Here is a 23292-nt window from a genome sequence, read left to right as displayed (position 1 = left end):
CATTGGGCATGCGAGCAGGCGGGCAATCATGAATTATAGTGGCGAGATCATCGGGGATGCGTCCTCGAATACCTATTCTATTGGTACGGTTCCGAAATATATTGTCGAACAGGCGGGCGGCGGCACCGACAAGGTGATCGCGCAGACCAACTATGTCCTGCCCGACAATGTCGAGAATCTGGAGATCTGGGGCGGCTATGCCGGGGTGGGCAACGCGCTCGCCAACCGGATCGTCGGCAATGGCGAATCCAACCAGCTCGAAGGACGCGGCGGCAGCGACACGCTGACCGGTGGCGGCGGATCAGACGTCTTCATCTTCGGCACGGGATCTGGCAACGACGTCGTCAATGACTTCAAGCCGGGCAATGCGGACGACGCCGATGTCATCCGCCTTGCCGGCCTCACCAGTTTCAAGAACTTCCAGACCGTTGTGAGCGCGATGACGCAGCAGGGCGGCGACGTCCTCTTGCGCCTGTCCGGCCAGGATATGGTGACGATCAGGAACGCCTCGATCGGCGACTTCACCGCCGACAATTTCCAGCTTCCGCTCGACCGGTCCGGCCTGACGCTCAGCTTCGCCGATGAGTTCGACAGCTTCGATCTGTGGAGCGGCGGCGGCGGGGGCACGTGGAAGACCTGGTATGGCGGGGGCAACTACAAGAGCGGCCTCGACAACCGGACGCTGCGCGGCAATGGCGAGGAGGAGATCTACGTCGATCCGCAGCTCAAGGGGACCGGTGCCACCGAGCTCGGTCTCAATCCGTTCCGGATCGCCGACGGCGTGCTCACCATCACCGCCAGCGACATGCCCACCGACGCAAAGGGCGCGCTGTGGAACTATGACTATATGTCGGGCGCGATCACGACGCGCGATGTGTGGTCGCAGACCTACGGCTATTTCGAGGCGCGGCTGGACCTGCCCGCCGAGAAGGGGGCGTGGCCGGCCTTCTGGCTGATGCCGGCGGACGGCTCCTGGCCGCCTGAGATCGACATCATGGAGGCCTATGGCACCGAACAGGCCGTCCAGACGCTCCACACCAAGGAGACGGGCACGCACACCCAATCCTACACCAAGACCTTCGTCGACGGCGCGACCTCGGGAATGCACAGCTACGGCCTGCTGTGGACCGAGGATTCGCTGACCTGGTATATCGACGGGACCGCCGTGAAGACGGCGTCGACCCCCGACGACATGCACAAGCCCTTCTACATGATCCTCAACCTGGCGGTGACGTCGGGGACGACGGGATCGCTGCTGGCCGACTACAAGATCGACTATGTCCGCGCCTATACGCTGTCGGAGCTGCCTTCCGCGCCGGGGCAGGCGCCGGCCGGCAACGACGTGCTGACCGGCACCGGCGGGCATGACAATATCCAGGGCGGGGCTGGCGCCGACACCATCCATGGCGGTGCGGGCAACGACCATCTCTATGGCCAGTCGCCCAATGGCGGGCCGGACGGGGCCGACCTCATCGATGGCGGCGACGGCAGCGACTATCTGCAGGGCAATGCCGGCAACGACACGCTCGACGGCGGCAACGGATCGGACCGGGTCAACGGCGGCGCCGACGACGACTCGATCCGGGGCGGCGAAGGCAATGACAGCATCAACGGCAATCTTGGCAACGACCAGGTCGATGGCGGGGTCGGCAACGACTATCTGCGCGGCGGGCAGGGCAACGACACGCTGGTCGGCGGCGACGGCAACGACATCCTGTCGGGCGATCTCGGCGCCGACCTGCTGACCGGCGGGGCGGGGATCGACCGCTTCGTCTTCGCGGGCAGCGGCTCGATCCTGGCGGCGCCCGACCGAATCACCGATTTCCAGGACGGCGTCGACCGGCTGTCGATCGGCTTCCGGCCCGCCGCGGTCCTGACCGGCGCGGCGCAGACCAGCCTGTCGGCGGCCGCCGCCGAGGCGCAGCATCTGTTCGACGCCCATCCCGGCCTGGGCGAGGTGGCGGCGATGAAGGTCGGCGCCGATACCTATATCTTCTATTCGGGCAGCGGCGGCGCGACGGTGGACTCGGCGGTCGACCTCGGCGCAGTCGATCCGGCATGGATCGGCACCGCCGATTTCGTGGTCTAGGGTATCGTGCGGCTCATTTGATACACCACCTCCGCACATCCTGAGGAGGGACTGAACGAAGGTGAAGGCCCGTCTCGAAGGACCTTCGAGACGCCATTTCGCCTTCGCTCAATGGCTCCTCAGGTTGAGCGGAAGTGGTGGAACACACGGTACTCTGGAGGCCTATTCCACCGTCACCGACTTGGCGAGATTGCGGGGCTGGTCGACGTCGGTCCCCTTCGCCACGGCGACGTGATAGGCGAGCAGCTGGACCGGGATCGCATAGACGATCGGGGCGATCAGCGGGTGGACCTTGGGCATGGTGATCGTCGCCATGCAATTCTCGCCCGCCGCCTGGATGCCGTCATAGTCGGAGATCAGCACTACCTTGCCGCCACGCGCCTGCACCTCCTGCATGTTCGACACGGTCTTGTCGAACAGCGGGCCGCTCGGCGCGATGACGATGACGGGAACATTCTCGTCGATCAGGGCGATCGGGCCATGCTTCATCTCGCCGGCGGCATAGCCCTCGGCGTGGATATAGCTGATCTCCTTGAGCTTCAGCGCGCCTTCCAGCGCCAGCGGATAGTCCGGCCCGCGGCCCAGGTAGAGCACGTCGCGGGCGCCGGCGATCACGCTCGCCATCGCCTCGATCGATTCGTCATAGGCGAGTGCGCCGTTGATCGCGGCCGGCGCCTCCGACAGGTGGCGGACGACCTCCTTCTCGGCCTTGGCGTCGAGCCGGCCCTTGGCGCGCGCCAGATTGGCGGCGAAGGCGGCGAGCACCGCGAGCTGGCAAGTGAACGCCTTGGTCGAGGCGACGCCGATCTCGGGCCCGGCATGGGTCGGCAGCAGCAGGTCCGCCTCGCGCGCCATGGTCGAGGTGGGGACGTTGACCACCACCGCGATCTTCTGCCCTTCGGACCTGGCGTGGCGCAGCGCCGCCAGCGTGTCGGCGGTCTCGCCCGACTGGCTGATGAACAGGGCGAGGCCGCCTTCCTCCATCACCGGCGCGCGGTAGCGGAACTCCGACGCGACATCGAGGTCGACCGGCACGCGTGCGAACTGCTCGAACCAATATTTGGCGACCATGCCGGCATAGAAGCTCGTGCCGCAGGCGACGATCGATACCCGGCGGATCGTGCCAAGGTCGAAGTCGGGGATCGGCAGCGAGACCTGCTCTTCCAGGCGGCGGACGTAGGATTTCAGCGTCTGCGCCACCACGATCGGCTGCTCGTAGATCTCCTTGAGCATGAAGTGACGGTGATTGCCCTTGTCGATCGACAGGTTCGACACGCCCGAATGGACGACGGCACGCTCGACCGGCTGGTCGTCGCGGTCGTAGATCTGGGTCTTCTCGCGGGTGATGACGACCCAGTCGCCTTCCTCGAGATAGGCGATCTTCTGGGTGAGCGGGGCGAGCGCCAGCGCGTCGGAGCCCAGATAGGTCTCGCCATTCTCGCCATAGCCGACGACCAGCGGGGAACCGAGCCGGGCGCCGACCAGCATGTCGGGATCGCGCCGGAACAGGATCGCCAGCGCGAAGGCGCCGTGCAGCCGCTTGAGGTTGGTCCGCACCGCCTCGACCGGGTCCATGCCGGCCTCGACGTCGGCGGAGATCAGATGGGCCACCACCTCGGTGTCGGTCTGGCTCTCGAAGGTGCGGCCCTTGGCGATCAACTCGTCGCGGAGCGGCTTGAAATTCTCGATGATGCCGTTGTGGACCAGCGCCACCTCGCCGGTCGCGTGGGGGTGGGCATTGTCCTGGGTCGGCGCGCCATGGGTCGCCCAGCGGGTATGGGCGATGCCGATCACCCCGGGCAGCGGCTCGGCCGCCAGCTTTTTCGCGAGGTTGTCGAGCTTGCCTTCGGCGCGGCGGCGATCGAGCGCGCCATCATGGATCGTGCAGATGCCCGCCGAATCATAGCCGCGATATTCGAGCCGCCGCAGCCCTTCGAGCAGCCGCCCCGCAACGTCTTCCTTGCCCAATATGCCGATAATGCCACACATCGACTAACGCCCCGCATCCGTCACGACCATCCGGCCGCTCCGTGCTCAAAGCACTATTAATCGCGGCTGACAATCATCCCTATTTGCGTGCGGCTTTCTTGATCTTCATCGCCTCGCGGAAGCGGGCGGCCCAGCCGGTGCGGCTTTCCTGCTGGCCGCGCGCGACGGCCAGCGCATCGGCCTCGACGTCGCGTGTGACGGTCGATCCCGCGCCGACGATCGCGCCGTCGCCGATCGTCACCGGCGCGACCAGCGCGCTGTTCGATCCGATGAAGGCGCCTTCGCCGATGACGGTGCGATATTTGAGGAAGCCGTCATAGTTGCAGGTGATCGTGCCCGCGCCGATGTTCGCCTTCGCGCCGACGTCGGCGTCGCCGATATAGGATAGGTGATTGGCCTTGGCGCCCTTGCCGAAGCGGCCGTTCTTGACCTCGACGAAATTGCCGATCTTCGCACCCTCGCCGATGTCCGCCCCCGGCCGCAGCCGTGCATAGGGGCCGATCTCGGCACCTGTCCGAATGGTTGAGCCCTCGATATGGCTGAAGCCGCGGATGGTAACGCCGTCCTCGATCGTCACGCCGGGGCCGAACACGACGTGCGGCTCGATCACCACGTCGCGGCCGACCATGGTGTCGTGGCTGAACCACACCGTCTCGGGTGCGATCAGCGTGGCGCCGTCGGCCATCGCGGCGAGGCGGCGGCGGCGCTGCCATTCGGCCTCGACCGCGGCCAGTTCGGCGCGGCTGTTGACGCCGGCGACCTCCCAGGCCTCGGCCTCGACCACGACCGAGCGGCCGCCCTCGGCGCGCGCGATGCGGACGATGTCGGGCAGGTAATATTCGCCGGCGGCATTGTCGTTGCCGACCTGGGCCAGCAGCCGCCACAGCTCGCGCCCGCGCACCGCCATCAGGCCGGAATTGCACAGGTCGATCGCGCGCTGCTCGGTGGTCGCGTCCTTATATTCGACCATGTCGTCGATCGTGCCGTCCCCGCGTGCCAGGATGCGGCCATAGGCGAGCGCGTCGTCGGGCCGGAAGCCGAGCACCACCGCGACCGGGGCGTCCTCGGCCTGCAGCCGATCGAGCATCCGGCGGATCGTCTCGGCCGGCACCAGCGGCACGTCGCCGTAGAGGATCAGGACGTCGCCGTCGAAATCGGCGAGCGCCGCCTCGCCCTGCTGGACGGCGTGGGCGGTGCCGAGCTGCGGCTCCTGCGTCGCCACCTCGACGCCGAGCGGCGCGACGAACGCCTCCACCTGCTCGCGCCCCGCGCCGGTGACGACCAGCTTGCGGGCGGCGCCGAGCCGGTCGACCGCGGCGATCAGATGGCCCAGCATCGGCTTGCCCGCGATCGGATGCAGCACCTTGTGGAGATCGGATTTCATGCGGGTGCCCTTGCCGGCGGCAAGGATCAAGGCGGCGAAGGGGCGGTCGGTCATGATGCGCTGCTCTGCCACGAAGCGCTTGCCTTTTCCATATCGGCCGGGCGATGGAGCGGGCCATGCCAGCCGATTTTCCCTTCGACGTCGTCGCCTTCGATCTCGACGGCACCCTTGCCGACACCGCGCCCGACCTCACCGCTGCGCTCAACCATGCGCTGGGCGTGCTGGGTCGTCCGCCGGTCCCGGCCGAGGACGTCCGCCACATGGTCGGCCATGGCGCCCGCGCCCTGCTCCAGAAGGGCCTCGCCGCGACCGGCGAGATGACCGAGGCGCTGGTCGAGCAGGGCTTCCCGATCTTCATCGATTATTATCTGGACCATATCGCCGACGGGACGCAGATCTTCCCCGGCCTGAACGCCGCGCTCGACCGACTCGCGGCGCGCGGGGTCAAGCTCGCCGTCTGCACCAACAAGGCCGAGGGACTCGCCCGCCGCTGCATCGACCAGCTCGGCTGGGCCGACCGCTTCGACGCGCTGGTCGGCGGCGACACGCTGCCTGTTCGCAAGCCCGATCCCGCCCCGCTGTTCGAGGCGATCGCGCGGTGCGGCGGGGGCAGGGCGGCCTATGTCGGCGACTCGATCACCGACACCGATACGGGCCGCAACGCCAATGTCCCGACGATTGCGGTGACCTTCGGTTTCTCCGATCGCCCGGTCGATCAGCTGGGCGCCGCCGCGTTGATCGACCATTTCGACGATCTCATTCCGACCCTCGAACGGCTGGCACGCGCGGCGGCGTGACCGCCGCGCGGATGTTCAGCGCCGCCAGGCGACGATCGAGATCGGGAAGAGGAAGCGGACGCCGTCCGCCGCGCGCCACGCCTGGACGCCGATGCGGTCCTCCCCGCTGGCGATATCGGCGTCGAACATCGCGTCGAGCGCGGCCATGTCGTCGGCGTCGGCGAGCGTGGCGAGCAGCGCCTCCAGCCGGTAGCTGTCGACGATCGCCTCTTCCAGTCCCGCGGCCTGGCCCAGCCCGCGCAGCTGGTCGAGCGTCAGGGCGCTGGTGTGCGACGGATCGCGCAGCGTCTCCATCCGGTCATAGGCGGCCTGGCATTCGGGCGCGGGAGTCGCGTCGATCACGACGATCCGGCCGCCGGGGCGGCAGACGCGCCGCATCTCGGCCAGCGCCCGGCCCGGCTCGCGCAGATGGTGGAAGCTGTAGCGGGTGACGACCCGGTCGAAGCTCGCATCGGCGAAGGGAAGGGCGGTCGCGTCGCCGGTCCGCCAGTCGAGATTGGCGAGGCCGGCCGCCGCCTGGCGCGCCTGGGCCTGCTCGATCATCGCCGGGGTCAGGTCGATCCCGGTGACATGCGCGGCATGGGCGGCGGCGGCGCAGGCGACGATGCCGGGGCCGCACGCGACGTCGAGCACCCGATCGGTCGGCGCGATCACGGCCGCGGCGAGGGTGCGCGCCATGCCGTCCTCGGCGGAATGGATCGGCAGCTCGGCGAAGGGCTGCGCCCATCGCGTGAACTGGCTGATGATCCGGTCATTATGCTGGCTGTCGTCGTTCATCTGGTCCTCCCGAAATCGAGGAGGGGCTATAGCCTTGGCGTGAATGGCCGACTAACGTCGATCGGTCATTGATCAGCGCGAATCGGCCAATGCGTACCCTCGACCAGCCCGCCACCCGCACCGCTCTCGAAGATTATGGACTGGCCCACCCCAGCGGGCGGGGCTTCTCCTTCCGCGATCCCGAGCGCGCCATTTCCTACGACTGGCACGATCATCCCTATCACCAGCTCATCTATGCGGTGGCCGGCACGATCCAGATCGAAACCGACGGCGCCCGCCATCTCCTGCCGACCGGCCGCGCGGCGTGGATTCCGGCGGGGCAGCGGCACCGCACGCTGGTCCACGACGTCGACACCGCCTCGCTCTATTTCGCGCCAGATGCCATTGCTGACGATGGCGGGCGGGTGCGCATCCTCGTCGCCAGCCCGGTGATGCGGGAGATGATCCTCCACGCGCTGCGCTGGCCGCAGGACGTGGCCGAGCGCGATCCGGTCGCGCGCAGCTTCTTCGAGACGCTGGCGCTGATGTGCGGCGAGTGGCTGGAGAGCGAGCTGCCGCTCAGCCTGCCGGGCGCGCGGCATCCGGGGATCGTCCGGGCGATGGACCTGGCCGTGGTCGATCCGGCGGGGATCGACCTGCCGGCGGCGCTCGCCGCCGCCGCCATGTCGGAACGCAGCTTCCGCCGCGCCTTCTCCCGCGAGACGGGGATGGGTTGGCAGGCCTGGGTGGCGCAGCTCCGCATCCTGCGGGCGATGGGGATGCTCGCCGATGGCGGCCGCGTCACCGACGTCGCGGCCGAGGTCGGCTATGCCTCGCTCAGCGCCTTCGCCAAGGCCTTCGCCCAACTGGCCGGCGAAGGGCCGGCCGACTATCGGTCGCGGGTGAGGGGCCGGACAGGGGGCGATCGAGGCTGACGTTCAGATATTCTCGGGGAAGGCGAGGGTGCAGGCGATCCCCTCGCAACACAGGTCCATCGGCTTCAGGCCCGGCGAGATGAGCGGCCGCAGCTCGGCAAAACGGTCCATCGCCCGATCGGGGACGATGCCGAGGTCAAGCAGGATCATCCCGCTGTCGCGCACCGCGCCGAGGAAATCGGTGATCGTCATGCCGTTGAGCTGGGTGCGATAGGCCTCCCACTGGCGCGGCGGCACCGTCGGTTCGAGCTCGGCCGCCGATCGCGTGAGATGCTCCCACGGCCCGGCGCGGAGATGGTGCCCCGCCGAGGAATAGAACAGCGGATCGGCGAAGATGACGATCCGGTTGCCTCGCGCCGGGACGAAACGGCGCAGCGACATCAGGGTGTGGGCGAGGTCGTGGATATGCTCGAACACATTGTTCGACATCACATAGTCGAAGCCGCCCACGTCGCCGAGCGTGTGGGTGGTGCCGCTGATCATCTCGAACGCGTCGAGCCGGTCGCCCAGGCCTGCCTCGACCAGGGCCGCTTCCAGCGCATCGGTGCGCGCGGGGGCCGGATCGACGCCTACCACACGGGCCGCGCCGCGCTTGAGCGCCCATAATATCTCGGGGCCGAACTGCGACCCGATGACGAGGATGCGTTTCCCCGCCGGGTCCATGCGCGGACCGAAATAGCGGGTGAGGTGGCCGTCCCACTTGCGCACATAGGCGGCGAGTTCGGCGGTCGGGAGGTCTTCCAGCATCAGCGGCGGTCCTCGAACCAGAGCTGGACCGCGCGCTTGGGACGCAGCGTCAGCCGGCTGACCGGTTCGGGCCGGGGAATGTCGGGATAGCGCAGGCGGAAGGCGCGAACGATGCTGGCGAGGATCAGCATGCCCTCCTGCTGCGCGAAACCCGCGCCGATGCAGATGCGCGGTCCCTTGCCGAAAGGCATATAGGCGCGGCGGCAGGCCTCGGCCTCCTCGGGATCGTCGAACCGCTCGGGCGCGAAGGCGTGCGGGCATTTCCAGTTGTTGCGGTTGCGCTGGATCAGCCAGGGCGAGATCACGATCATCGCGCCCTTGTGGAGCAGTTTGTCGCGCATCGTCGTCGACGCGGTCACCTCGCGCACCAGGAAGCTGACCGGCGGATAGAGGCGCAGCGTCTCCCGAAACAGGTTGCGGACGCCGCCCAGCGCGCGCAGATGCTCGAAGGCGATCGGTTGCCCCCCCGTCTCACGGTCGATCTCGGCGAGCAGCGCGTCCTGCCAGTGCGGGCATTCGGCGAGCAGGTAGAGCGCCCAGGTCATCGCCGATGCGGCGGTCTCATGCCCCGCCAGGAAGATGGTCGACACCTGCTCCATGATCGCCTGGTAGCTGAACGGGTCGCCGCTTGCCGGATGGCGCGCCTCGAGCAGCGACTGGAGGATGTCGTTCCCGGCCTCGCCCCCTCCGCTATGCCATGCGTCGTAGCGCGCCTTAACGATCGGGCCGAACACGGCGTGGATCTCCGCCGCCGCCCGCGCCGCGCGCCCCCGATAGCCGAACAGCGGCAGCCCGTAGAGCTTGAGCATCGCGCCCGGCTGGATGTTCTTCTGATAGCGGTGGAAGGCGTGGTAGATGCGGTCGGCGCTGGCCTGGTCGAGCTTCACCGAGAAGATGGTGCGATAGATGATGTCAGCCGCGACATGCGTCATCAGCGGGTCGACCGCGATCGGCTTCGACCGGTCCATCGTCGCGATGGTCGCCAGCAGGTCGTCGACCGCGCCCTGCATGGCCGGGAAGACGCGCTTGAGGTTGGTGTGCGCGAAGGCCGGGTTGACCATCTCGCGCTGCTCTTCCCAGTCCTGACCGTTGGCGGAGAATACGCTGTTGCCGATCAGCGGGTCGAGCAGCTCGTGCTGGAAGCGGTGCTTGGGGAACACCTTCTCCCGGTCGTCCATCACCCGCTCGACCACCGACAGGTCGTTGGCGATGAAGAAATCGAGCCGGGGCAGGCGGATTTCGCCCATCTGCATCGTGTAGCTGCGCTCGAACAGCGTGTGGATCCAACTGTTCCAGCCGGTCAGGAAGCGTTTGAACAGCGACGCCTTGCTCCGGTGCGGAATGGGGTAGGGGGGCGTGAATGGCCGCTCGCCGTCGGACGCGTCAGCCATGGTTCTCGGCCTTGAAGGCTTCGATCGACGCGGCCAGCGGGCGCGGGCCGGAACTGATCGCGAGATAGTCGAGCGGCGAGATGCGGTCGAAGGTCCTGAGATAGTCGAAATGGGTCTCGTACTTGTTGCGGCGGCGCGCCTGATAGGTCGCTGGATCGCAATATTTGAACCAGCGCGGGCTGGTCTGGAACAGCCGGGCGCGGCGCGGTTGGGCGCAGCTCACGCAGGGGTCGATCCCGGCGATGCAGGCGCCGTCGGTGATCGATCCGATATCGAGCCAGCGGAAATCACCCTGGCCGACCTGTTCGAGCAGCGCGTGGAAACGGCGGCTGTCCTTGCGGTTGCCGATCAGGGCGATGCACGATCCCAGGGTCACCAGGCTGAACCGATCAGGCAGCGCGCCGCCGCAGGCGTCGAGCAGCCGCGCCATGATCGGCACGGCGAGGATCGATCCGTTGCTGTGGGTGACGAACAGTATCTCGTCCCAGTCCTCATCGAGGCTGGCGCGGATCTGGCCGGCGAACTCGGCCATGCGCTGGTCGACGTCGGCGGGCAGGCGATCGCTCGCCAGCGTGTCGTTGAAGATGATGAAACGCAGCAGCCAGAAGCCCTGGATCTTCTTCACCACGAACAGGGCGACGGCGAGGCCGACCAGCCCCGCGGCGGCGACCCCCCAGGTCGATCCCAGCAGCAGGATGAGGGGCAGCGCGAGCAGCAGGCCGAACAGGACGGGAAGCAGGATCGTCGAGACGCCCGGATAATAGAAGGCGAAGCGGACACCGAAGGGGAAGGTCCGGACGATCGGCCAGTCGAGCAGCCGGGTGAAGTTCCAATAGGCGACGACCGACCGGCGGAGCAGCGCGAGCGGATTCTTGACCCAATGGGCGCGTACCACGTCGTCCCAGCCCAGGAAGACATGGTCGGAGACGGTGTCGCCGCTCTTGTCCTCGACCGTCCAGGCAACCGAATGCGGAGGCTCGCGACGCCGCTTGCCGACCGCGATCTCGCGGCCGGCATTGGCGCCGAACAACGCTGCCTGCTCGGCGTAGAGCTGGTGGTAGAAGCGAGCGCCCCGAGGATCGAAACCGCTGAGATAGAAGATTTTGCGCTTGAACGCCGGCATCGCCGCTGCTTACTCGACCCATGGCTGACAAGGAACGTCAGTATTGTCTCTTCATGGACGGCTCCAAGCATAATCGCAATGCTGGCTGCCGCGCCCATGACAATGCCTATGGCATATATGGCGGCGGCACCGAGCGCGACCGCCGCGCCGCCGACCTCGCCCTGTTCCGCCACATGCGCGCCAACCGCGACCCGCTCGCCTTCGTCGTGCTCTATTTCACGACGGTCTATGGCTGGTTCTTCTTCAACTATCACGGCCGTCCCTGGCGCGGGCAGCTCGTGCGGAAGCTGTTCCGACGCTATTGAAGAGCGAGGGTCTGTGGTACGCTCAGACATGGCCGAAGAACTGCTCATAGCTTCTCAGATGTCCTCTGGCTGATGAGAGACATGGACCCCGGCCTGTCCTGGGGTGACGGGTAGCGCGGAGAGGGCAACCCCCGCCTAGCTGACGCGTTCTCCTCACAGATCATCGAGAGGAGAGCAGAAAATGCGGATTTCCCACGACGCGCTCATTCTGGTCGCCGACGGTCGCAAGTCGCTGTTCCTGCGCAACGAGGGGGATGCGGACTATCCCAACCTCGTCGTCGAGGATCAGCGCGCGCAGGCGGGCCTCAAGGATCGGGACCTGAAGTCGGACGGGCCGGGACAGGCGATGTCGCAGGGCGGCAGCGGCCGGCACAGCACCATGGAGGAGACCGACTATCACCAGCAGGAAGAGGATCGCTTCGCGGCCGATATGGCGGCGCTCCTAGCAGAACGGGCGCAGGCCAACGGCTTCGAACAGCTGATAATAGTGGCGCCGCCTCGTACGCTGGGCGAGCTGCGCCAGCATTATGACAAGGCGGTCGAGGCGCGGATCGTGGCGGAGATCGACAAGGACCTCGTCAACCATCCGGTCGACAAGCTCGAAGGGGTGCTGAAGGGCCTTTGAAGCGCCCCGGCAGGAGCGGTTCACGATCCGACTGCGTCGGATCGGCCGCTCCAGCCTATTGCCTTGCCGCGATTTCCGAGGCGGGAGATGTTGCCATTTGCCTGGAGAACTGCGCCTTAGATCGGGATCACCATATCCGCTCAGCCTCAGGAGGGCTGAGCGAAGTCGAAGCCCGTCCCGAAGGCCCTTCGAGACGCCACTTCGCCAAGCTCAGTGGCTCCTCAGGGTGTTATATTCGAGCTGCGACGCCTGGAAATCGCTCCAGGCCGGGCGCCGTCATTCTCATTCGTCGCCCGACGCCTCGCCGCCGTCGGCCAGGTCCTCACCCACCACCGCGTCGTCGGTGGGAGCGATTTCGCCGGTGCCGTCGCCCAGGTCGACCTCGGCCTCGTCATCGCTTTCCTCGATCCTTGCCGCACCCACGACGTGCTCGTTGTCGGAGACGTTGAACAGGCGGACGCCGGCCGAGTTGCGGCCGATGACGCGGGTGTCGCCGACCGATAGGCGGATCAGCTTGGCCTGATCGGTGACGAGCATCAGCTGCTCGCCATTATGCGCCGGGAAGCTGGCGACGACCGGACCGTTGCGCTCGAGATTGTCGATATTGCCGATGCCCTGGCCGCCACGGCCGGTCCGGCGATATTCATAGGCCGAGCTGCGCTTGCCATAGCCGTTGGCGCAGACCGTCAGGATGAACTCCTCGGCGGCCTCGAACTCGGCCATGCGCTCGGGCGATAGCGTCGGCTCCGCCTCATTGTCCTTCCACGGCGCGGCGCGCAGATAGGCGTCGCGTTCCTCGGTGGTCGCGTCGAAGCCCTTGAGGATCGACAGCGAGATCACTTCGTCGTCGCCCTTGAGCAGGATGCCGCGCACGCCGGTCGAGGTCCGGCTCTGGAACTCGCGCACGTCGGTCGAGGCGAAGCGGATCGCCTTGCCGCCGCGGGTCGCGAGCAGGACGTCATCCTCCTCGGTCAGCAGCGCGACGCCGATCAGCCGGTCGGTCGCATCCTCGTCGAAGCGCATCGCGAACTTGCCGTTGGTCGGCACGTTGGCGAAGGCGTCCATCGAGTTGCGGCGGACATTGCCATGTGCGGTCGCGAAGACGACGTGGAGCGCGCTCCAGCTCTCCTCGTCCTCGGGCAGCGGCAGGACGGTCGTGATCTTCTCGCCCTCGGCGAGCGGCAGCAGGTTGATCATCGGCCGGCCTCGCGCCTGCGGCGCGCCCTCGGGCAGGCGCCACACCTTCTTGCGATAGACCTTGCCGTGGTTCGAGAAGAACAGCACCGGCGTGTGGGTGCTCGTCACGAACAGCTCGGTGACGGCGTCCTCGTCCTTGGTCGCCATGCCCGAGCGGCCCTTGCCGCCGCGCCGTTGCGCGCGGAACGCCTCGAGCGGGGTGCGCTTGATGTAGCCGCCGTGCGTCACGGTGACGACCATGTCCTCGCGCTCGATCAGGTCCTCGTCGTCGATATCGTCGCCGGCGGGTGCGATCTCGGTGCGGCGCGGTGTCGCGAACTCGACCAGGATCGCGTCGAATTCCTCGACCATCACCTGATAGAGGCGGACCCGGTTGCCGAGGATCTCGAGCAGTTCGGCGATCGACTCGGCAAGCTTGGCGAGCTCGTCGCCGATCTCGTCGCGGCCGAGCGCGGTCAGGCGGTGCAGGCGCAGGTCGAGGATCGCGCGGACCTGGACCTCGCTCAGCTGGTAGGTCGGCGCGTCGCCGATCGTGTCGACCGCCTCGACCAGCTTGATATAGGCCTCGATCTCGCCGCGCGGCCATTCGCGGGCGAGGAGGGCGGCGCGCGCCTCGGCCGGGCTCGCCGACCCGCGGATGATCCGCACCACCTCGTCCAGGTTGGTGACCGCGATAACGAGGCCGAGCAAGATATGCGCCCGCTCGCGCGCCTTGTTCAGTTCGAACTTCGAACGGCGGGTGATGACCTCTTCGCGGAACTTGACGAAGGATTCGACGATGTCGCGCAGGTTCAGCGTCTCGGGCCGGCCGCCGCGGATCGCGAGCATGTTGGCCGGGAAGCTGGTCTGCGCCGGGGTGTGGCGCCACAGCTGGTTGAGCACCACGTCCGGGGTCGCGTCGCGCTTCAAGTCGAGCACGATGCGGACGCCCTGGCGGTTCGACTCGTCACGGATGTCGGAGATGCCCTCGATCCGCTTGTCCTTCGCCGCCTCGGCGATCTTCTCGACCAGGCCCGACTTGCCGACCTGGTAGGGGATCTCGGTCAGGACGATGGAGCGCCGGTCGCCGCGGCCTTCCTCGACCTCGTGCCGCGAGCGCATGATGATCGAGCCGCGCCCGGTATGATAGGCCTGCCGCGCGCCCGACTGGCCGAGGATCATCGCGCCGGTCGGGAAGTCCGGGCCCGGGACGATCGCCATCAGCTCGTCGATCGTGATCGCTGGGTTGTCCACATAGGCCTTGCAGGCCGCGATCACCTCGCCGAGGTTGTGGGGCGGGATGTTGGTGGCCATGCCGACCGCGATGCCGCCGGCGCCGTTGACCAGGATGTTGGGGAAGCGCGCCGGCAGCACCTGCGGCTCGTCGCGCGAGCCGTCATAGTTCGGCGTGAAGTTGACGGTGTCCTTGTCGAGATCGTCGAGCAGGGTCATCGCCACCTTGGCGAGCCGCGCCTCGGTGTAGCGCATCGACGCCGGCGGATCGGGATCCATCGAGCCGAAATTGCCCTGGCCGTCGATCAGCGGCACCCGCATCGCCCAATCCTGGGCGAGACGCGCGAGCGCGTCGTAGATCGATGCGTCGCCGTGCGGGTGATAGTTGCCCATCACGTCGCCGACGATCTTCGCCGACTTGCGATAAGGCCGGCCGGGAACGAAGCCGCCCTCCTGGCACGCATAGAGGATTCGGCGATGCACCGGCTTCAACCCGTCGCGCACGTCCGGAAGGGCGCGCGACACGATCACCGACATGGCATAGTCGAGATAGCTCGACTTCATCTCGTCGATGATCGAGATCGGGGAAATGTCGCTGTTTTCGATGGGCGGCGGTACGCTGGCCAAAGTCTGTGGGTCCGTGTTCGTTGAGGCGATCTTCTGACCCCGGAACGGGGTGGTCAGATGCTCCTAACGAAGGACGGTCGCAAAGGCCAGAGGCGATGCGGCCCACGGCACGTGAAGCGGGGACGCTCCGACCCCCGCGAGGGGCGTTCAGCCCCAGCTGTAGGCGGCCAGCACGATCAGGAAGGCGATGATGACGAGAGCGAGGCCCCAGCCAAGTATGTAGCGCGTCATGTGCGGGGTCGCGCCCGCACGGGCTTCCTCGGTGGTGAGTTCCACGCCATTGCCTTTGTCCCGATCGGTCGGGTGCGTGCGGCTGTTCATATCCTGTCTCCCGTCGGTCCTGCGGCATCAACGGGCCGGATCGCGGGATGTTCCTGCCGGCGTCAGCGGGTCTTGACGAAGCGCCAGGTCGAATCGTCCGACCCCTCGGCCGAAAAGGCATAGCCGTCGCTGTCGAAGCCCTTCAGGTCCTCGGGGGTGGTGATCCGGTGCTCGCACATCCAGCGCGCCATCATGCCGCGCGCCCGCTTCGCGCCGAAGCTGTTGAAGATCAGGCCCTGTGGCGCCAGCTCGCGGAAGTCCATGGTGACGATGCGGATGCCCTTGGGCGGTGCCTGCTCGACCGCGTGCCAATATTCCTTGCTGGCGCAGTTGACGATCACGTCCGATCCCTCGGCGAGCAGGTCGGCGGCCAGTGCGTCGGAGATCTTGCTGCCCCAGAGCTGGTAGAGGTTCTTCTTGCGGCCCGGCGCCCAGCGCGTTCCCATCTCCAGCCGATAGGGGCGAATCAGGTCGAGCGGGCGGAGCAGGCCGTAGAGGCCCGAGAGGATGCGGACATGGTCCTGCGCGAAGCCGATCGCGGGCTCGTCGAGGGTCTTCGCCTCGAAGCCGACATAGACGTCGCCCGAGAAGGCGTAGAGCGCGGGCCGCTCCTCCTGGCCGGCGAAATCGGCGTAGCGCCCGGCGTTGAGCTTCGCCAGCTTGTCCGAGATGCCCATCAGCCCTGCGAGCTTCCTCGCGCTCAGCTTCGAGGCCGCCTGCGCGGTCGCCAGCGCCTCTTCCGCGAAGCGCGGCGCGGTCGCTTCGAGCGGGGGCAGCGGGCTCGTATAATCGAGCGATTTGGCGGGCGAGAGGAGCAGCAGCATGGGCCCGCCCTAGCTGCGCGGACGGACGCGATCAACCGCCGGCGGTTCAATCCCCATTCAGCGAGCGGTGCCTAGAGCACGACGAGTGAAGCCGGATCATTTCGCCCGCGCTTGTGCGGAACCGTGGGAGCGATTAGTCAACCGGCGTGTTTTACCGGCGGCCGTTCCCCTTGCGGTCGCCGCCTAGGAGGCCTGAAGCATGAAATTCACGTCCCGTTTTGCGCTCGTCGCGGCGCTTGGCGTTGCCGTCGCCGCGGTGGCGCCGGGTACCCCCGCCTTTGCCAAGAAGAAGGATGAGGCCGCTGCGCCCGCGCTCAAGATCGGCGAGGCGATCCGCAAGCCGCTCGCCGAAGCCGACGCCGCGATCAAGGCCAAGAACATCCCGGCGGCCGATGCCGCGCTGGCGCAGGCCAAGCAGCTCGCCAAGACCCCCGACGAGCAATATGTCGTCGCCCAGTACGGCCTCAACGCCGCCCAGGCGAGCGGCGACCAGGCCCGGCTCTCGACCGCGCTCGACGAGCTGATCGCGACCGGCGAGGCCGCCAATCAGCTCAACGACGACGCCCGCTCCAAATATTACTGGTTCCAGGGCCAGTTCGCCTATCAGGCGAAGAACTACGCCAAGGCCGAGGCTTCGCTGTCGCGCGCCATCGCCGCCGGCAGCACCGAGGCGGATGCCTATGCGATCCTCGCCGACGCCCAGTCGCGCAACGGCAAGACCACCGAGGCGCTGGCGACGCTCCAGAAGGTGATCGACGCCAAGGCCGCTGCCGGCCAGGCCGCGCCGAGCGAATGGTATGGCCGCGGCGCCGACATGGCCTCGCGCGGCAAGCTGCCGAACGAGTTCGTCAAGATCACCACCGCCTGGCTCGCCGCCTATCCGGTCAAGCAGAACTGGCACGATTCGCTATTCATCTATCGCCAGATGGCCGGCCTGTCGGGCGACGCCGACCTCGACCTGCTGCGCCTGTCGCGTGCGGTCGGCGTGCTGCCGCTGTCGGCGCAGTCGAACTATATCGACTATGCGCTGGCGGTGTATCTGCGCTTCCCGAACGAGGCGGTCGACGTCCTCAACGAGGGAATCGCGGCGGGCAAGCTGAATCCCTCGACCAGCCAGAACACCCGCGAGATCATCGCGCTGTCGCAGCCGAAGCTGGCGCCGGACAAGGCGTCGATCCCGGCGGCGATCACCGCCGCCAATGGCCCGAAGGCGACTTACAAGTCGGTGATGACGACGGCTGACCTCGTCTATGGCTACAAGGACTATGCGAAGGCGGCCGAACTCTACAAGGTCGCGCTGACCAAGCCCGGCGCCGATGCCGCCCAGGCCAATTTCCGCCTCGGCCTCGCGCTCGCCCAGGCCGGCGACAAGGCCGGCGCCAAGGCTGCCCTCGACCAGGTGACGACCGGCAACTACGCCGTGCTCGCTAACTATGCGAAGGTCTGGGCGCAGAACCCGCCGACCTCGTAAGCCATAGGCCATGGCGGAAAGGGCCCGGACGCCATCGGCGCCGGGCCCTTTTGCCTTGATATGGGCATGCGTGCGGTCGTCAGATTCCGTCGACGGGGATGCCGGCGATGTCCTTGGAGGTCCTGATCGTCAGCGAGGTCTTGACGCTCGCGACATTCGGGGCAGTGGTGAGTTGGGAGGTGAGGAACTGCTGGAAGGCCTGCAGGTCATGCGCCACGATCTTCAGAATGAAGTCGATCTCGCCGTTGAGCATGTGGCATTCGCGCACTTCCGGCAGGGCGGCGACATGGCTCTCGAACTGGCGAAGATCCTCCTCGGCCTGGCTGCGCAGCGACACCAGCGCGAACACCGTGATGCCATAGCCCAGTGCCGCCGCGTTGAGGCGGGCATGGTAGCTCTCGATCACGCCCGCTTCCTCCAGCGCGCGGACGCGGCGCAGGCAGGGCGGGGCGGTGAGGCCGGCCTTCTTCGCCAGGTCGACGTTGGTCATCCGCCCGTCCTCCTGCAGCTCATGCAGGATGGTGCGATCGATTTGATCGAGAGAGGGGGCGGACATGGAGCAACCTTTCAAAAACTGGCGCCATCCGTAGAATAAAGTTTCCGCCAAGTGCAATTAAAATAGCACCGGCGCCTCCGACTCAAACGCTCTTTCCGCTCGCCGCGTTGCCATCTAATATCCGGCGCAGGGGGAACGGTGGCTCAAACCCGTTCAACACCGAGTGGAGGCGGGCCTTTGCGTTTCGATGACATGCTGGCCACGTTGCTCGCGCAGCCGGCGCCGACACCTGAAGCCAGGGCGATCCTCTGGCGGCAGGTGGTCGACGTGCTGGCGCAGGGACGTGGGCATCGCGTCGACGATCCGCTGGTCGACGCGCCGCGCGCGGTCGACGCCTATAATTTCCTGCGTTCGGTGCGGCCGGAGATTCCGGTCGAGCTGCGGCTGGCCGCCGGGCGTGGCCTCGCCGGGCGCCGAGTGCCCCCCGAACTGGTCCTGCTGTTCGCCGAGGACCTGCCCCACATCGCCGCGCCGATGCTCGGCCATGTCATCCTGAGCGCGCGCCAATGGCTCGACCTGCTGCCCCGGCTCACCCCCAGCGCGCGCAACCTGCTGCGGAACCGGCGCGACCTGGGCGGCGAGGTCGAGAAGGCGCTCGAAGGCTTCGGCGCCAGCGATTTCCTGATCCCGGGGCCGGTGGAAACGCCCGAGGCGAGCCTCGCGCCGCTCGCCGCGCCGATCGAGGCGCTCGTCGCCGAAGCGCAGGAACCGGAATCGCCGGCCGCCGCGAGCGTCGAGGAAGGCACTGCCGCGGTCGAACCGGACGGATCGCAGGACGCGCCGGAGCCGGTGGAGCCCGCCGCGCTCTCGGCCTGGCTCGATGATGCGGCGGAGCCGCTGCCGCCGTCGGGCGAGAGCCAGATCCGCGATCTCCTGTCCCGTATCGAGACCTTCCGCAGCCGCTATCCGCAGGCGGGGCTCGAGAGCGAGCCGGCCGGTGACGGCGGCGTGCCGGGGCGGGTCGAGAATTTCCGGTTCGAGACCGGCGTCGACGGCGTGATCTGCTGGGTGCAGGGGGTACCGCGCGGGCCGATCATCGGCGAGACCATCGCCGTCGCCGCTCACCAGACCGACCATGGCGTCGACGGCCATGCCGCCGGGGCCTATCGCAGCCGCACCCCGTTCCGCGACGCCCGGCTGACGATCGCCGGGCAAGGGCCCGCCTCAGGCGACTGGCGGATTTCGGCAGTGCCCTTCTTCGATCCCAAGGACGGCCGGTTCAGCGGCTATCGCGGCACTGCCCGCCGGCCGCGCGCCGATGAGAGTGCCGCGGTGATGGCGGGCGGATCGCACCCGCCGGCGGGGCCGGCGCTCAATGATTCGCTGCGCCACCTGGTGCATGAGCTGCGAACCCCGCTCAACGCGATCATCGGCTTTTCGGAGATGATCGAGGGGCAGATGCGCGGCCCCGCAGCGGCAGCCTATCGCGGCCGCGCGCAGGAGATATTGGAACAGAGCAGGAAGTTGCTCGGCGCGGTCGAGGATCTGGACATGGTTGCGGCGGCGCGGACGGCGGAGCCGCCGGCGAGCGGCCCGGCGGCGGTCGACGCCGGCGCGATCCTGACCCGGCTCCATGCCAATTTCGAGGCGGTCGCGAAGGAGCGGGCGAGCGGTCTCGCCTTCCGGATCGATTCCACCCTGCCGCCGGTCGCGGTCGACGCGCCGACCGTCGAGCGGATGCTGTCCCGCCTGCTCGCCGCCACCATCGCGATGGCCGGGGAGGGCGAGCGGATCAGCGTCGATCTGCAACGCGATCCGCGTCGCTCGACGCACATGCTGTTGACGATCCTGCGCCCGCGCTCGCTCGACGGCCGTGACGAGAAGATGCTGCTCGATCCCGGCTATAATCCGAGCGGCAACTGGCCGGACGCACCGGTGCTCGGCCTCGGCTTCGCGCTCCGCCTCGTCCGCAACCTCGCCATTGCCAGCGGCGGCATGCTGGAGATCGACGCGACCCGCTTCTATCTCAGCCTGCCGTTGGGCGACCTGCACGCCGAACAGGACGCGGTGTAACTTGCCGCGCGGCAAAGGCTCGTCTATCGCCTGCGCGGCGCTGGGCGGGGCCTGTAGCTCAATGGTTAGAGCTGGCCGCTCATAACGGCTAGGTTGCGGGTTCGAGTCCTGCCGGGCCCACCAGCGCCACTTTTCACTAGCTCCAGTAGATATCGCTAGATCTTGAAATTCGGGCTTTTCTGGTGGGGCCATCTTCCACAACTTGCCACAAATTCCGCTATAGCTTGCAATAGCTGGGGGGATCGGTGGGGGTAGCAGGGCCTTGAAGCGCTTTCGATACCCCCATATGATAGCGGCATGCTGACCGTCACGGAAGTCCGCAACGCCGAGCCGCGCGAGAAACCTTATAAGCTCGCCGATTCGAAAGGGCTCCACCTTTTCGTCACCACCAAGGGGGCGAAGTCGTGGCGGTTCAAATATCGCTATGCGAAGCTGGAAAAGCTGCTGACGTTCGGTCTCTTCCCTGAAGTCACGCTGGCCCAGGCGCGCGACCGGCGGGACGCGGCTCGCGCGATGCTGCGCGAGGGCAAGGACCCCGCCATCGAGATCGAGCGGCGCAAGCTGGCAGCCATCGCCGCGGCTGGCGCGACCTTCAAGGCCGTCGCCGAGCAATGGATGGAGGCGGAGAAAGTCCGATGGTCGCCCGGCCACCTCAAGCGGGTGAACGAGCGGCTGACCCGCGATCTCTATCCGGCGCTCGGCAAGATGCCGATCGCGGAGGTGACAGGACCGATGGTGCTCCGCGAGCTGCGCAAGATTGAGAAGCGAGGCTCGATCGAAACAGCGAAGCGGGTGAAGGGCTATGTCGTCGGCATCTTCAAGCTCGCCAAGGGCGAGCACCTGGTTGGTGCCGAGGCGCTGCTGTCCGTGTCGGAGATCGGCGCAGCGCTGCGGCCGACGCCGGCCGGGTCGAAGCATCCTGCTCTCACCAGCACGGCCGAACTACTCGACTTCCAGACGGCGGTCGACCGTTCTACCTCAGACCCGCAAACCAAGCTCTGTTCGCGCCTGCTGGCTATGACGGTCGTCCGCATCGGCGTCCTGCGCACCGCGCGCTGGTCGGAGTTCACTGGCATAGATTGGGATGATCCCGACGCGCCGGCACCGGACGCGCTGTGGTCGATCCCGGCCGAGCGGATGAAGCTGGAGGTAGAGGACAAGGGGAACGCAGCCTTCGGACACGAGGTCACGCTGCCGTCGCAGGCGGTTCAGGTCCTTCGCGCGCTGCGCGTGTTGACCGGGCGGTTCGACCTGCTGTTCCCCGGTCAGCATGATCGTCGCGTGCCCATGAGCGATTCGGCGGTGAGTTCGATGTACAAGCGGCTGGGCGGCGGCCGGTACAAGGGCAAGATGGTCCCGCACGGCTGGCGCTCGGCCTTCTCCACCATCATGAACGAGCGCGCCGCCGAACTGGATCGCGATGGCGACCGGATGATCATCGACATGATGCTGGCGCATGTGCCGGAAGGCATGTCGGCGTCGGAGTGGGCCTATAACCGCGCGCGATACTTGAAGCGGCGGCGCGATCTGGGGCAAGCTTGGGCGGACATGATCACCAAGGATCTGCCGGACCCCTTTAGATTGCTCCAATGAGGGGCTTGGGGGCGGCTGGGAAGTCGGAAAGCGCGGGGCAGTTAGAGTGCTGGCATGGTATGGAATGTCCCTTAGAGGGAACGTGAGCATTCCGATAAACGTTGACCTGCTGATTGCTAAGCAGTAATTTGGGAAAAATATCATCATTCGTTTGGTAGAAGATCATCGTATGTGATGATGTATGATTGCTAAAATATAAATGCACCGTGCACTTGCTGTTAAGCAATGGATGGTTATCTGGAGGGGAAATGGGAGTGATGAAAATGGCTCATGAAGGATACGTCGACTAAGCCCCGCAACCATACGGATTGAACCAAACGCCCCGGCTTTATAAGCTGGGGCGTTTTCGTTTCGGGGGGAACATGAAAGATATTTTGGTGGCGTGGAAGGACGCCGCGCCGGCCGCTGGCGCAATGCTCGCTGCAGTATCCGTTGTCGTTGCCTTTATCGCGTTCTGGTACACGCGTCGCGCTAATCGCCGTCGAGCCACTTTAGACATGGTCATGAAAACTCTAATGGATTCGGACGTGCAGGAAAAATACCGTGCGTTCCGTGATCTTATTCGTAAGAACGCAGATGTAGATGATCCGTTTAAGATTGTTTCGATCGCTGATGATGGATCTATCGGAACATCTGACCGGAACGTTATTACTCATCAGATGAATATATATGAGTTGATGGCGCTTGGTATTCGCCGAGGTCTTTTCGACGAGGCATTCTATAAGCGATGGTACCATAATCAGTTCATGATGGATTATGAAGGAGCATCTGATTTTATTAATGCGATGCAGGCTAAGAAATCATCAATCTATTGCGAGGCTACCGCGCTATATGCGACTTGGCTTAAGGATGGGCATCCAGTATCTTCGCCCAACCGCTTTAAGATGGCTTGGTGGGCATTTCGCCGTCAACATGACAAGATAGATTCGGCGAGAGCCATGGCCAACGCCCGATAGGGATTTCTGGTGAGTCGCTGATCAGCGGTGCTGCAGGTCGCCAACAGACGATTTGAACTGGATGCGGTGATATGCCAACCGATAAAAAGCGCATGTTATCCACCGGCGGTATTCCAAGGTATGATCTTCTATGGTCGCAAAATCGGATCCCGTGAACGTCCGGTATGAGGCGCTGGCCAAGAACCTCCTGAAGGGGGAGCTTAAACGTCGAGGGGTCACCTATGCTCAGCTTGCGGAAAAGCTGGCGTCGCTTGGCATCACAGAGAACGAGCGCAACCTTAACAACAAGATCAGCAGGGGCGGCTTCACGGCTGCGTTTTTCCTACAATGCCTAGAGGCTATCGGGGCCTCGCAATTGCAGCTGGGGTAGCAGCCTTATTC

20 protein-coding genes and 1 tRNA gene are annotated in these 23292 nt (G+C 66.3%); 11 read left to right on the top strand and 10 right to left on the bottom strand.

Annotated elements, in window-relative coordinates; genetic code table 11:
- Positions 1 to 28 precede the first annotated feature (28 nt).
- A complete protein-coding gene (locus B5X82_RS09980) occupies positions 29 to 2089 on the top strand; it encodes a family 16 glycosylhydrolase (RefSeq protein ID WP_079648016.1) in 2061 nt (686 codons plus the stop codon).
- Between the two features lie 162 nt (positions 2090 to 2251).
- Here the strand turns inward: B5X82_RS09980 and glmS are convergent, their stop codons facing one another.
- Both glmS and glmU read right to left on the bottom strand, forming a co-directional pair.
- The gene (gene glmS / locus B5X82_RS09975) at positions 2252 to 4078 is read right to left on the bottom strand and encodes a glutamine--fructose-6-phosphate transaminase (isomerizing) (protein WP_079648015.1); all 1827 of its coding nucleotides are present in this window, start codon (positions 4076 to 4078) and stop codon (positions 2252 to 2254) included.
- A 79-nt stretch (positions 4079 to 4157) separates the two neighbouring features.
- Positions 4158 to 5516, bottom strand: coding sequence for a bifunctional UDP-N-acetylglucosamine diphosphorylase/glucosamine-1-phosphate N-acetyltransferase GlmU (glmU, locus tag B5X82_RS09970; RefSeq protein WP_079648014.1), 1359 nt, complete (start codon positions 5514 to 5516; stop codon positions 4158 to 4160).
- Between the two features lie 62 nt (positions 5517 to 5578).
- Between glmU and gph the strand changes: the two genes are divergently transcribed.
- Positions 5579 to 6259, top strand: coding sequence for a phosphoglycolate phosphatase (gph, locus tag B5X82_RS09965; protein WP_235862651.1), 681 nt, complete (start codon positions 5579 to 5581; stop codon positions 6257 to 6259).
- Positions 6260 to 6274: 15 nt separating this feature from the next.
- Here the strand turns inward: gph and B5X82_RS09960 are convergent, their stop codons facing one another.
- Complete coding sequence (locus tag B5X82_RS09960; protein WP_079648012.1) at positions 6275 to 7036, bottom strand: class I SAM-dependent methyltransferase; 762 nt, start codon at positions 7034 to 7036, stop codon at positions 6275 to 6277.
- Positions 7037 to 7125: 89 nt separating this feature from the next.
- Between B5X82_RS09960 and B5X82_RS09955 the strand changes: the two genes are divergently transcribed.
- Positions 7126 to 7950 (top strand): AraC family transcriptional regulator, encoded by an 825-nt coding sequence (locus B5X82_RS09955; RefSeq protein WP_079648011.1) that lies wholly within the window; start codon positions 7126 to 7128, stop codon positions 7948 to 7950.
- Positions 7951 to 7953: 3 nt separating this feature from the next.
- Here B5X82_RS09955 and B5X82_RS09950 read toward each other — a convergent pair whose 3' ends face one another.
- Genes B5X82_RS09950 through B5X82_RS09940 form a run of 3 tightly spaced genes read right to left on the bottom strand, consistent with a single transcriptional unit; the run spans position 7954 to position 11211 of the window.
- The gene (locus tag B5X82_RS09950) at positions 7954 to 8697 is read right to left on the bottom strand and encodes a class I SAM-dependent methyltransferase (RefSeq protein ID WP_079648010.1); all 744 of its coding nucleotides are present in this window, start codon (positions 8695 to 8697) and stop codon (positions 7954 to 7956) included.
- A complete protein-coding gene (locus B5X82_RS09945) occupies positions 8697 to 10088 on the bottom strand; it encodes a cytochrome P450 (RefSeq protein WP_079648009.1) in 1392 nt (463 codons plus the stop codon). The genes B5X82_RS09950 and B5X82_RS09945 overlap by 1 nt, the downstream gene beginning before the upstream one ends.
- Positions 10081 to 11211, bottom strand: coding sequence for a hypothetical protein (locus tag B5X82_RS09940; protein ID WP_079648008.1), 1131 nt, complete (start codon positions 11209 to 11211; stop codon positions 10081 to 10083). Before B5X82_RS09940 ends, B5X82_RS09945 begins: the two co-directional genes overlap by 8 nt.
- Before the next feature lie 53 nt (positions 11212 to 11264).
- Between B5X82_RS09940 and B5X82_RS09935 the strand changes: the two genes are divergently transcribed.
- Together B5X82_RS09935 and B5X82_RS09930 are read left to right on the top strand one after the other, a co-directional pair.
- Positions 11265 to 11516, top strand: a complete 252-nt coding sequence (locus B5X82_RS09935; protein WP_235862650.1) for a hypothetical protein — start codon at positions 11265 to 11267, stop codon at positions 11514 to 11516.
- Between the two features lie 181 nt (positions 11517 to 11697).
- Positions 11698 to 12141 carry a host attachment family protein gene (locus B5X82_RS09930; RefSeq protein ID WP_079648006.1) on the top strand — a complete coding sequence of 148 codons (444 nt, stop codon included), beginning with the start codon at positions 11698 to 11700 and terminating at the stop codon, positions 12139 to 12141.
- Positions 12142 to 12423: 282 nt separating this feature from the next.
- Here B5X82_RS09930 and gyrA read toward each other — a convergent pair whose 3' ends face one another.
- The 3 genes from gyrA to yaaA all read right to left on the bottom strand — a co-directional run bounded on the left by gyrA (position 12424) and on the right by yaaA (position 16322).
- Positions 12424 to 15177, bottom strand: a complete 2754-nt coding sequence (gene gyrA / locus B5X82_RS09925) for a DNA gyrase subunit A (RefSeq protein ID WP_079648005.1) — start codon at positions 15175 to 15177, stop codon at positions 12424 to 12426.
- Between the two features lie 147 nt (positions 15178 to 15324).
- Positions 15325 to 15498: a hypothetical protein gene (locus B5X82_RS26760; protein WP_176152521.1), complete on the bottom strand. Its 174-nt coding sequence runs from the start codon at positions 15496 to 15498 to the stop codon at positions 15325 to 15327.
- Between the two features lie 62 nt (positions 15499 to 15560).
- Positions 15561 to 16322: a peroxide stress protein YaaA gene (yaaA, locus tag B5X82_RS09920; protein WP_079648004.1), complete on the bottom strand. Its 762-nt coding sequence runs from the start codon at positions 16320 to 16322 to the stop codon at positions 15561 to 15563.
- Positions 16323 to 16521: 199 nt separating this feature from the next.
- On the opposite strand from yaaA, the gene B5X82_RS09915 reads away from it, so the two are divergent.
- A complete protein-coding gene (locus B5X82_RS09915) occupies positions 16522 to 17793 on the top strand; it encodes a tetratricopeptide repeat protein (protein WP_079648003.1) in 1272 nt (423 codons plus the stop codon).
- A 79-nt stretch (positions 17794 to 17872) separates the two neighbouring features.
- On the opposite strand, the gene B5X82_RS09910 is transcribed toward B5X82_RS09915, so the two are convergent.
- On the bottom strand, positions 17873 to 18349 hold the full coding sequence (locus tag B5X82_RS09910; RefSeq protein WP_079648002.1) for an Lrp/AsnC family transcriptional regulator: 477 nt from the start codon (positions 18347 to 18349) through the stop codon (positions 17873 to 17875).
- A 177-nt stretch (positions 18350 to 18526) separates the two neighbouring features.
- On the opposite strand from B5X82_RS09910, the gene B5X82_RS09905 reads away from it, so the two are divergent.
- The 5 genes from B5X82_RS09905 (at position 18527) to B5X82_RS27335 (ending at position 23281) form a co-directional block, all read left to right on the top strand.
- Positions 18527 to 20362, top strand: a complete 1836-nt coding sequence (locus B5X82_RS09905) for a sensor histidine kinase (protein ID WP_235862649.1) — start codon at positions 18527 to 18529, stop codon at positions 20360 to 20362.
- A 47-nt stretch (positions 20363 to 20409) separates the two neighbouring features.
- Positions 20410 to 20485: transfer RNA gene (locus tag B5X82_RS09900), tRNA-Ile, on the top strand.
- Between the two features lie 174 nt (positions 20486 to 20659).
- Positions 20660 to 21955 carry a tyrosine-type recombinase/integrase gene (locus tag B5X82_RS09895; protein ID WP_079648001.1) on the top strand — a complete coding sequence of 432 codons (1296 nt, stop codon included), beginning with the start codon at positions 20660 to 20662 and terminating at the stop codon, positions 21953 to 21955.
- A gap of 362 nt (positions 21956 to 22317) precedes the next feature.
- A complete protein-coding gene (locus B5X82_RS09890; RefSeq protein WP_139385082.1) occupies positions 22318 to 22911 on the top strand; it encodes a DUF4760 domain-containing protein in 594 nt (197 codons plus the stop codon).
- A gap of 130 nt (positions 22912 to 23041) precedes the next feature.
- Positions 23042 to 23281 carry a DUF6471 domain-containing protein gene (locus tag B5X82_RS27335; protein ID WP_079647999.1) on the top strand — a complete coding sequence of 80 codons (240 nt, stop codon included), beginning with the start codon at positions 23042 to 23044 and terminating at the stop codon, positions 23279 to 23281.
- Positions 23282 to 23292 lie beyond the last annotated feature (11 nt).

Source organism: Rhizorhabdus histidinilytica (genome assembly GCF_900167915.1).
Lineage (GTDB): Bacteria > Pseudomonadota > Alphaproteobacteria > Sphingomonadales > Sphingomonadaceae > Rhizorhabdus > Rhizorhabdus histidinilytica.
The sequence above is the reverse complement of the archived record's forward strand: the minus strand, read 5'-3'. Positions and strand labels throughout refer to the sequence as shown.

Coding starts and splice junctions, on each gene's coding strand:
- B5X82_RS09980 (WP_079648016.1), top strand. CDS start 29: ATGAATTATAGTGGCGAGATCATCGGGGATGCGTCCTCGAATACCTAT.
- glmS (WP_079648015.1), bottom strand. CDS start 4,078: ATGTGTGGCATTATCGGCATATTGGGCAAGGAAGACGTTGCGGGGCGG.
- glmU (WP_079648014.1), bottom strand. CDS start 5,516: ATGACCGACCGCCCCTTCGCCGCCTTGATCCTTGCCGCCGGCAAGGGC.
- gph (WP_235862651.1), top strand. CDS start 5,579: ATGCCAGCCGATTTTCCCTTCGACGTCGTCGCCTTCGATCTCGACGGC.
- B5X82_RS09960 (WP_079648012.1), bottom strand. CDS start 7,036: ATGAACGACGACAGCCAGCATAATGACCGGATCATCAGCCAGTTCACG.
- B5X82_RS09955 (WP_079648011.1), top strand. CDS start 7,126: ATGCGTACCCTCGACCAGCCCGCCACCCGCACCGCTCTCGAAGATTAT.
- B5X82_RS09950 (WP_079648010.1), bottom strand. CDS start 8,697: ATGCTGGAAGACCTCCCGACCGCCGAACTCGCCGCCTATGTGCGCAAG.
- B5X82_RS09945 (WP_079648009.1), bottom strand. CDS start 10,088: ATGGCTGACGCGTCCGACGGCGAGCGGCCATTCACGCCCCCCTACCCC.
- B5X82_RS09940 (WP_079648008.1), bottom strand. CDS start 11,211: ATGCCGGCGTTCAAGCGCAAAATCTTCTATCTCAGCGGTTTCGATCCT.
- B5X82_RS09935 (WP_235862650.1), top strand. CDS start 11,265: ATGGACGGCTCCAAGCATAATCGCAATGCTGGCTGCCGCGCCCATGAC.
- B5X82_RS09930 (WP_079648006.1), top strand. CDS start 11,698: ATGCGGATTTCCCACGACGCGCTCATTCTGGTCGCCGACGGTCGCAAG.
- B5X82_RS26760 (WP_176152521.1), bottom strand. CDS start 15,498: ATGAACAGCCGCACGCACCCGACCGATCGGGACAAAGGCAATGGCGTG.
- yaaA (WP_079648004.1), bottom strand. CDS start 16,322: ATGCTGCTGCTCCTCTCGCCCGCCAAATCGCTCGATTATACGAGCCCG.
- B5X82_RS09915 (WP_079648003.1), top strand. CDS start 16,522: ATGAAATTCACGTCCCGTTTTGCGCTCGTCGCGGCGCTTGGCGTTGCC.
- B5X82_RS09910 (WP_079648002.1), bottom strand. CDS start 18,349: ATGTCCGCCCCCTCTCTCGATCAAATCGATCGCACCATCCTGCATGAG.
- B5X82_RS09895 (WP_079648001.1), top strand. CDS start 20,660: ATGCTGACCGTCACGGAAGTCCGCAACGCCGAGCCGCGCGAGAAACCT.
- B5X82_RS09890 (WP_139385082.1), top strand. CDS start 22,318: ATGAAAGATATTTTGGTGGCGTGGAAGGACGCCGCGCCGGCCGCTGGC.
- B5X82_RS27335 (WP_079647999.1), top strand. CDS start 23,042: ATGGTCGCAAAATCGGATCCCGTGAACGTCCGGTATGAGGCGCTGGCC.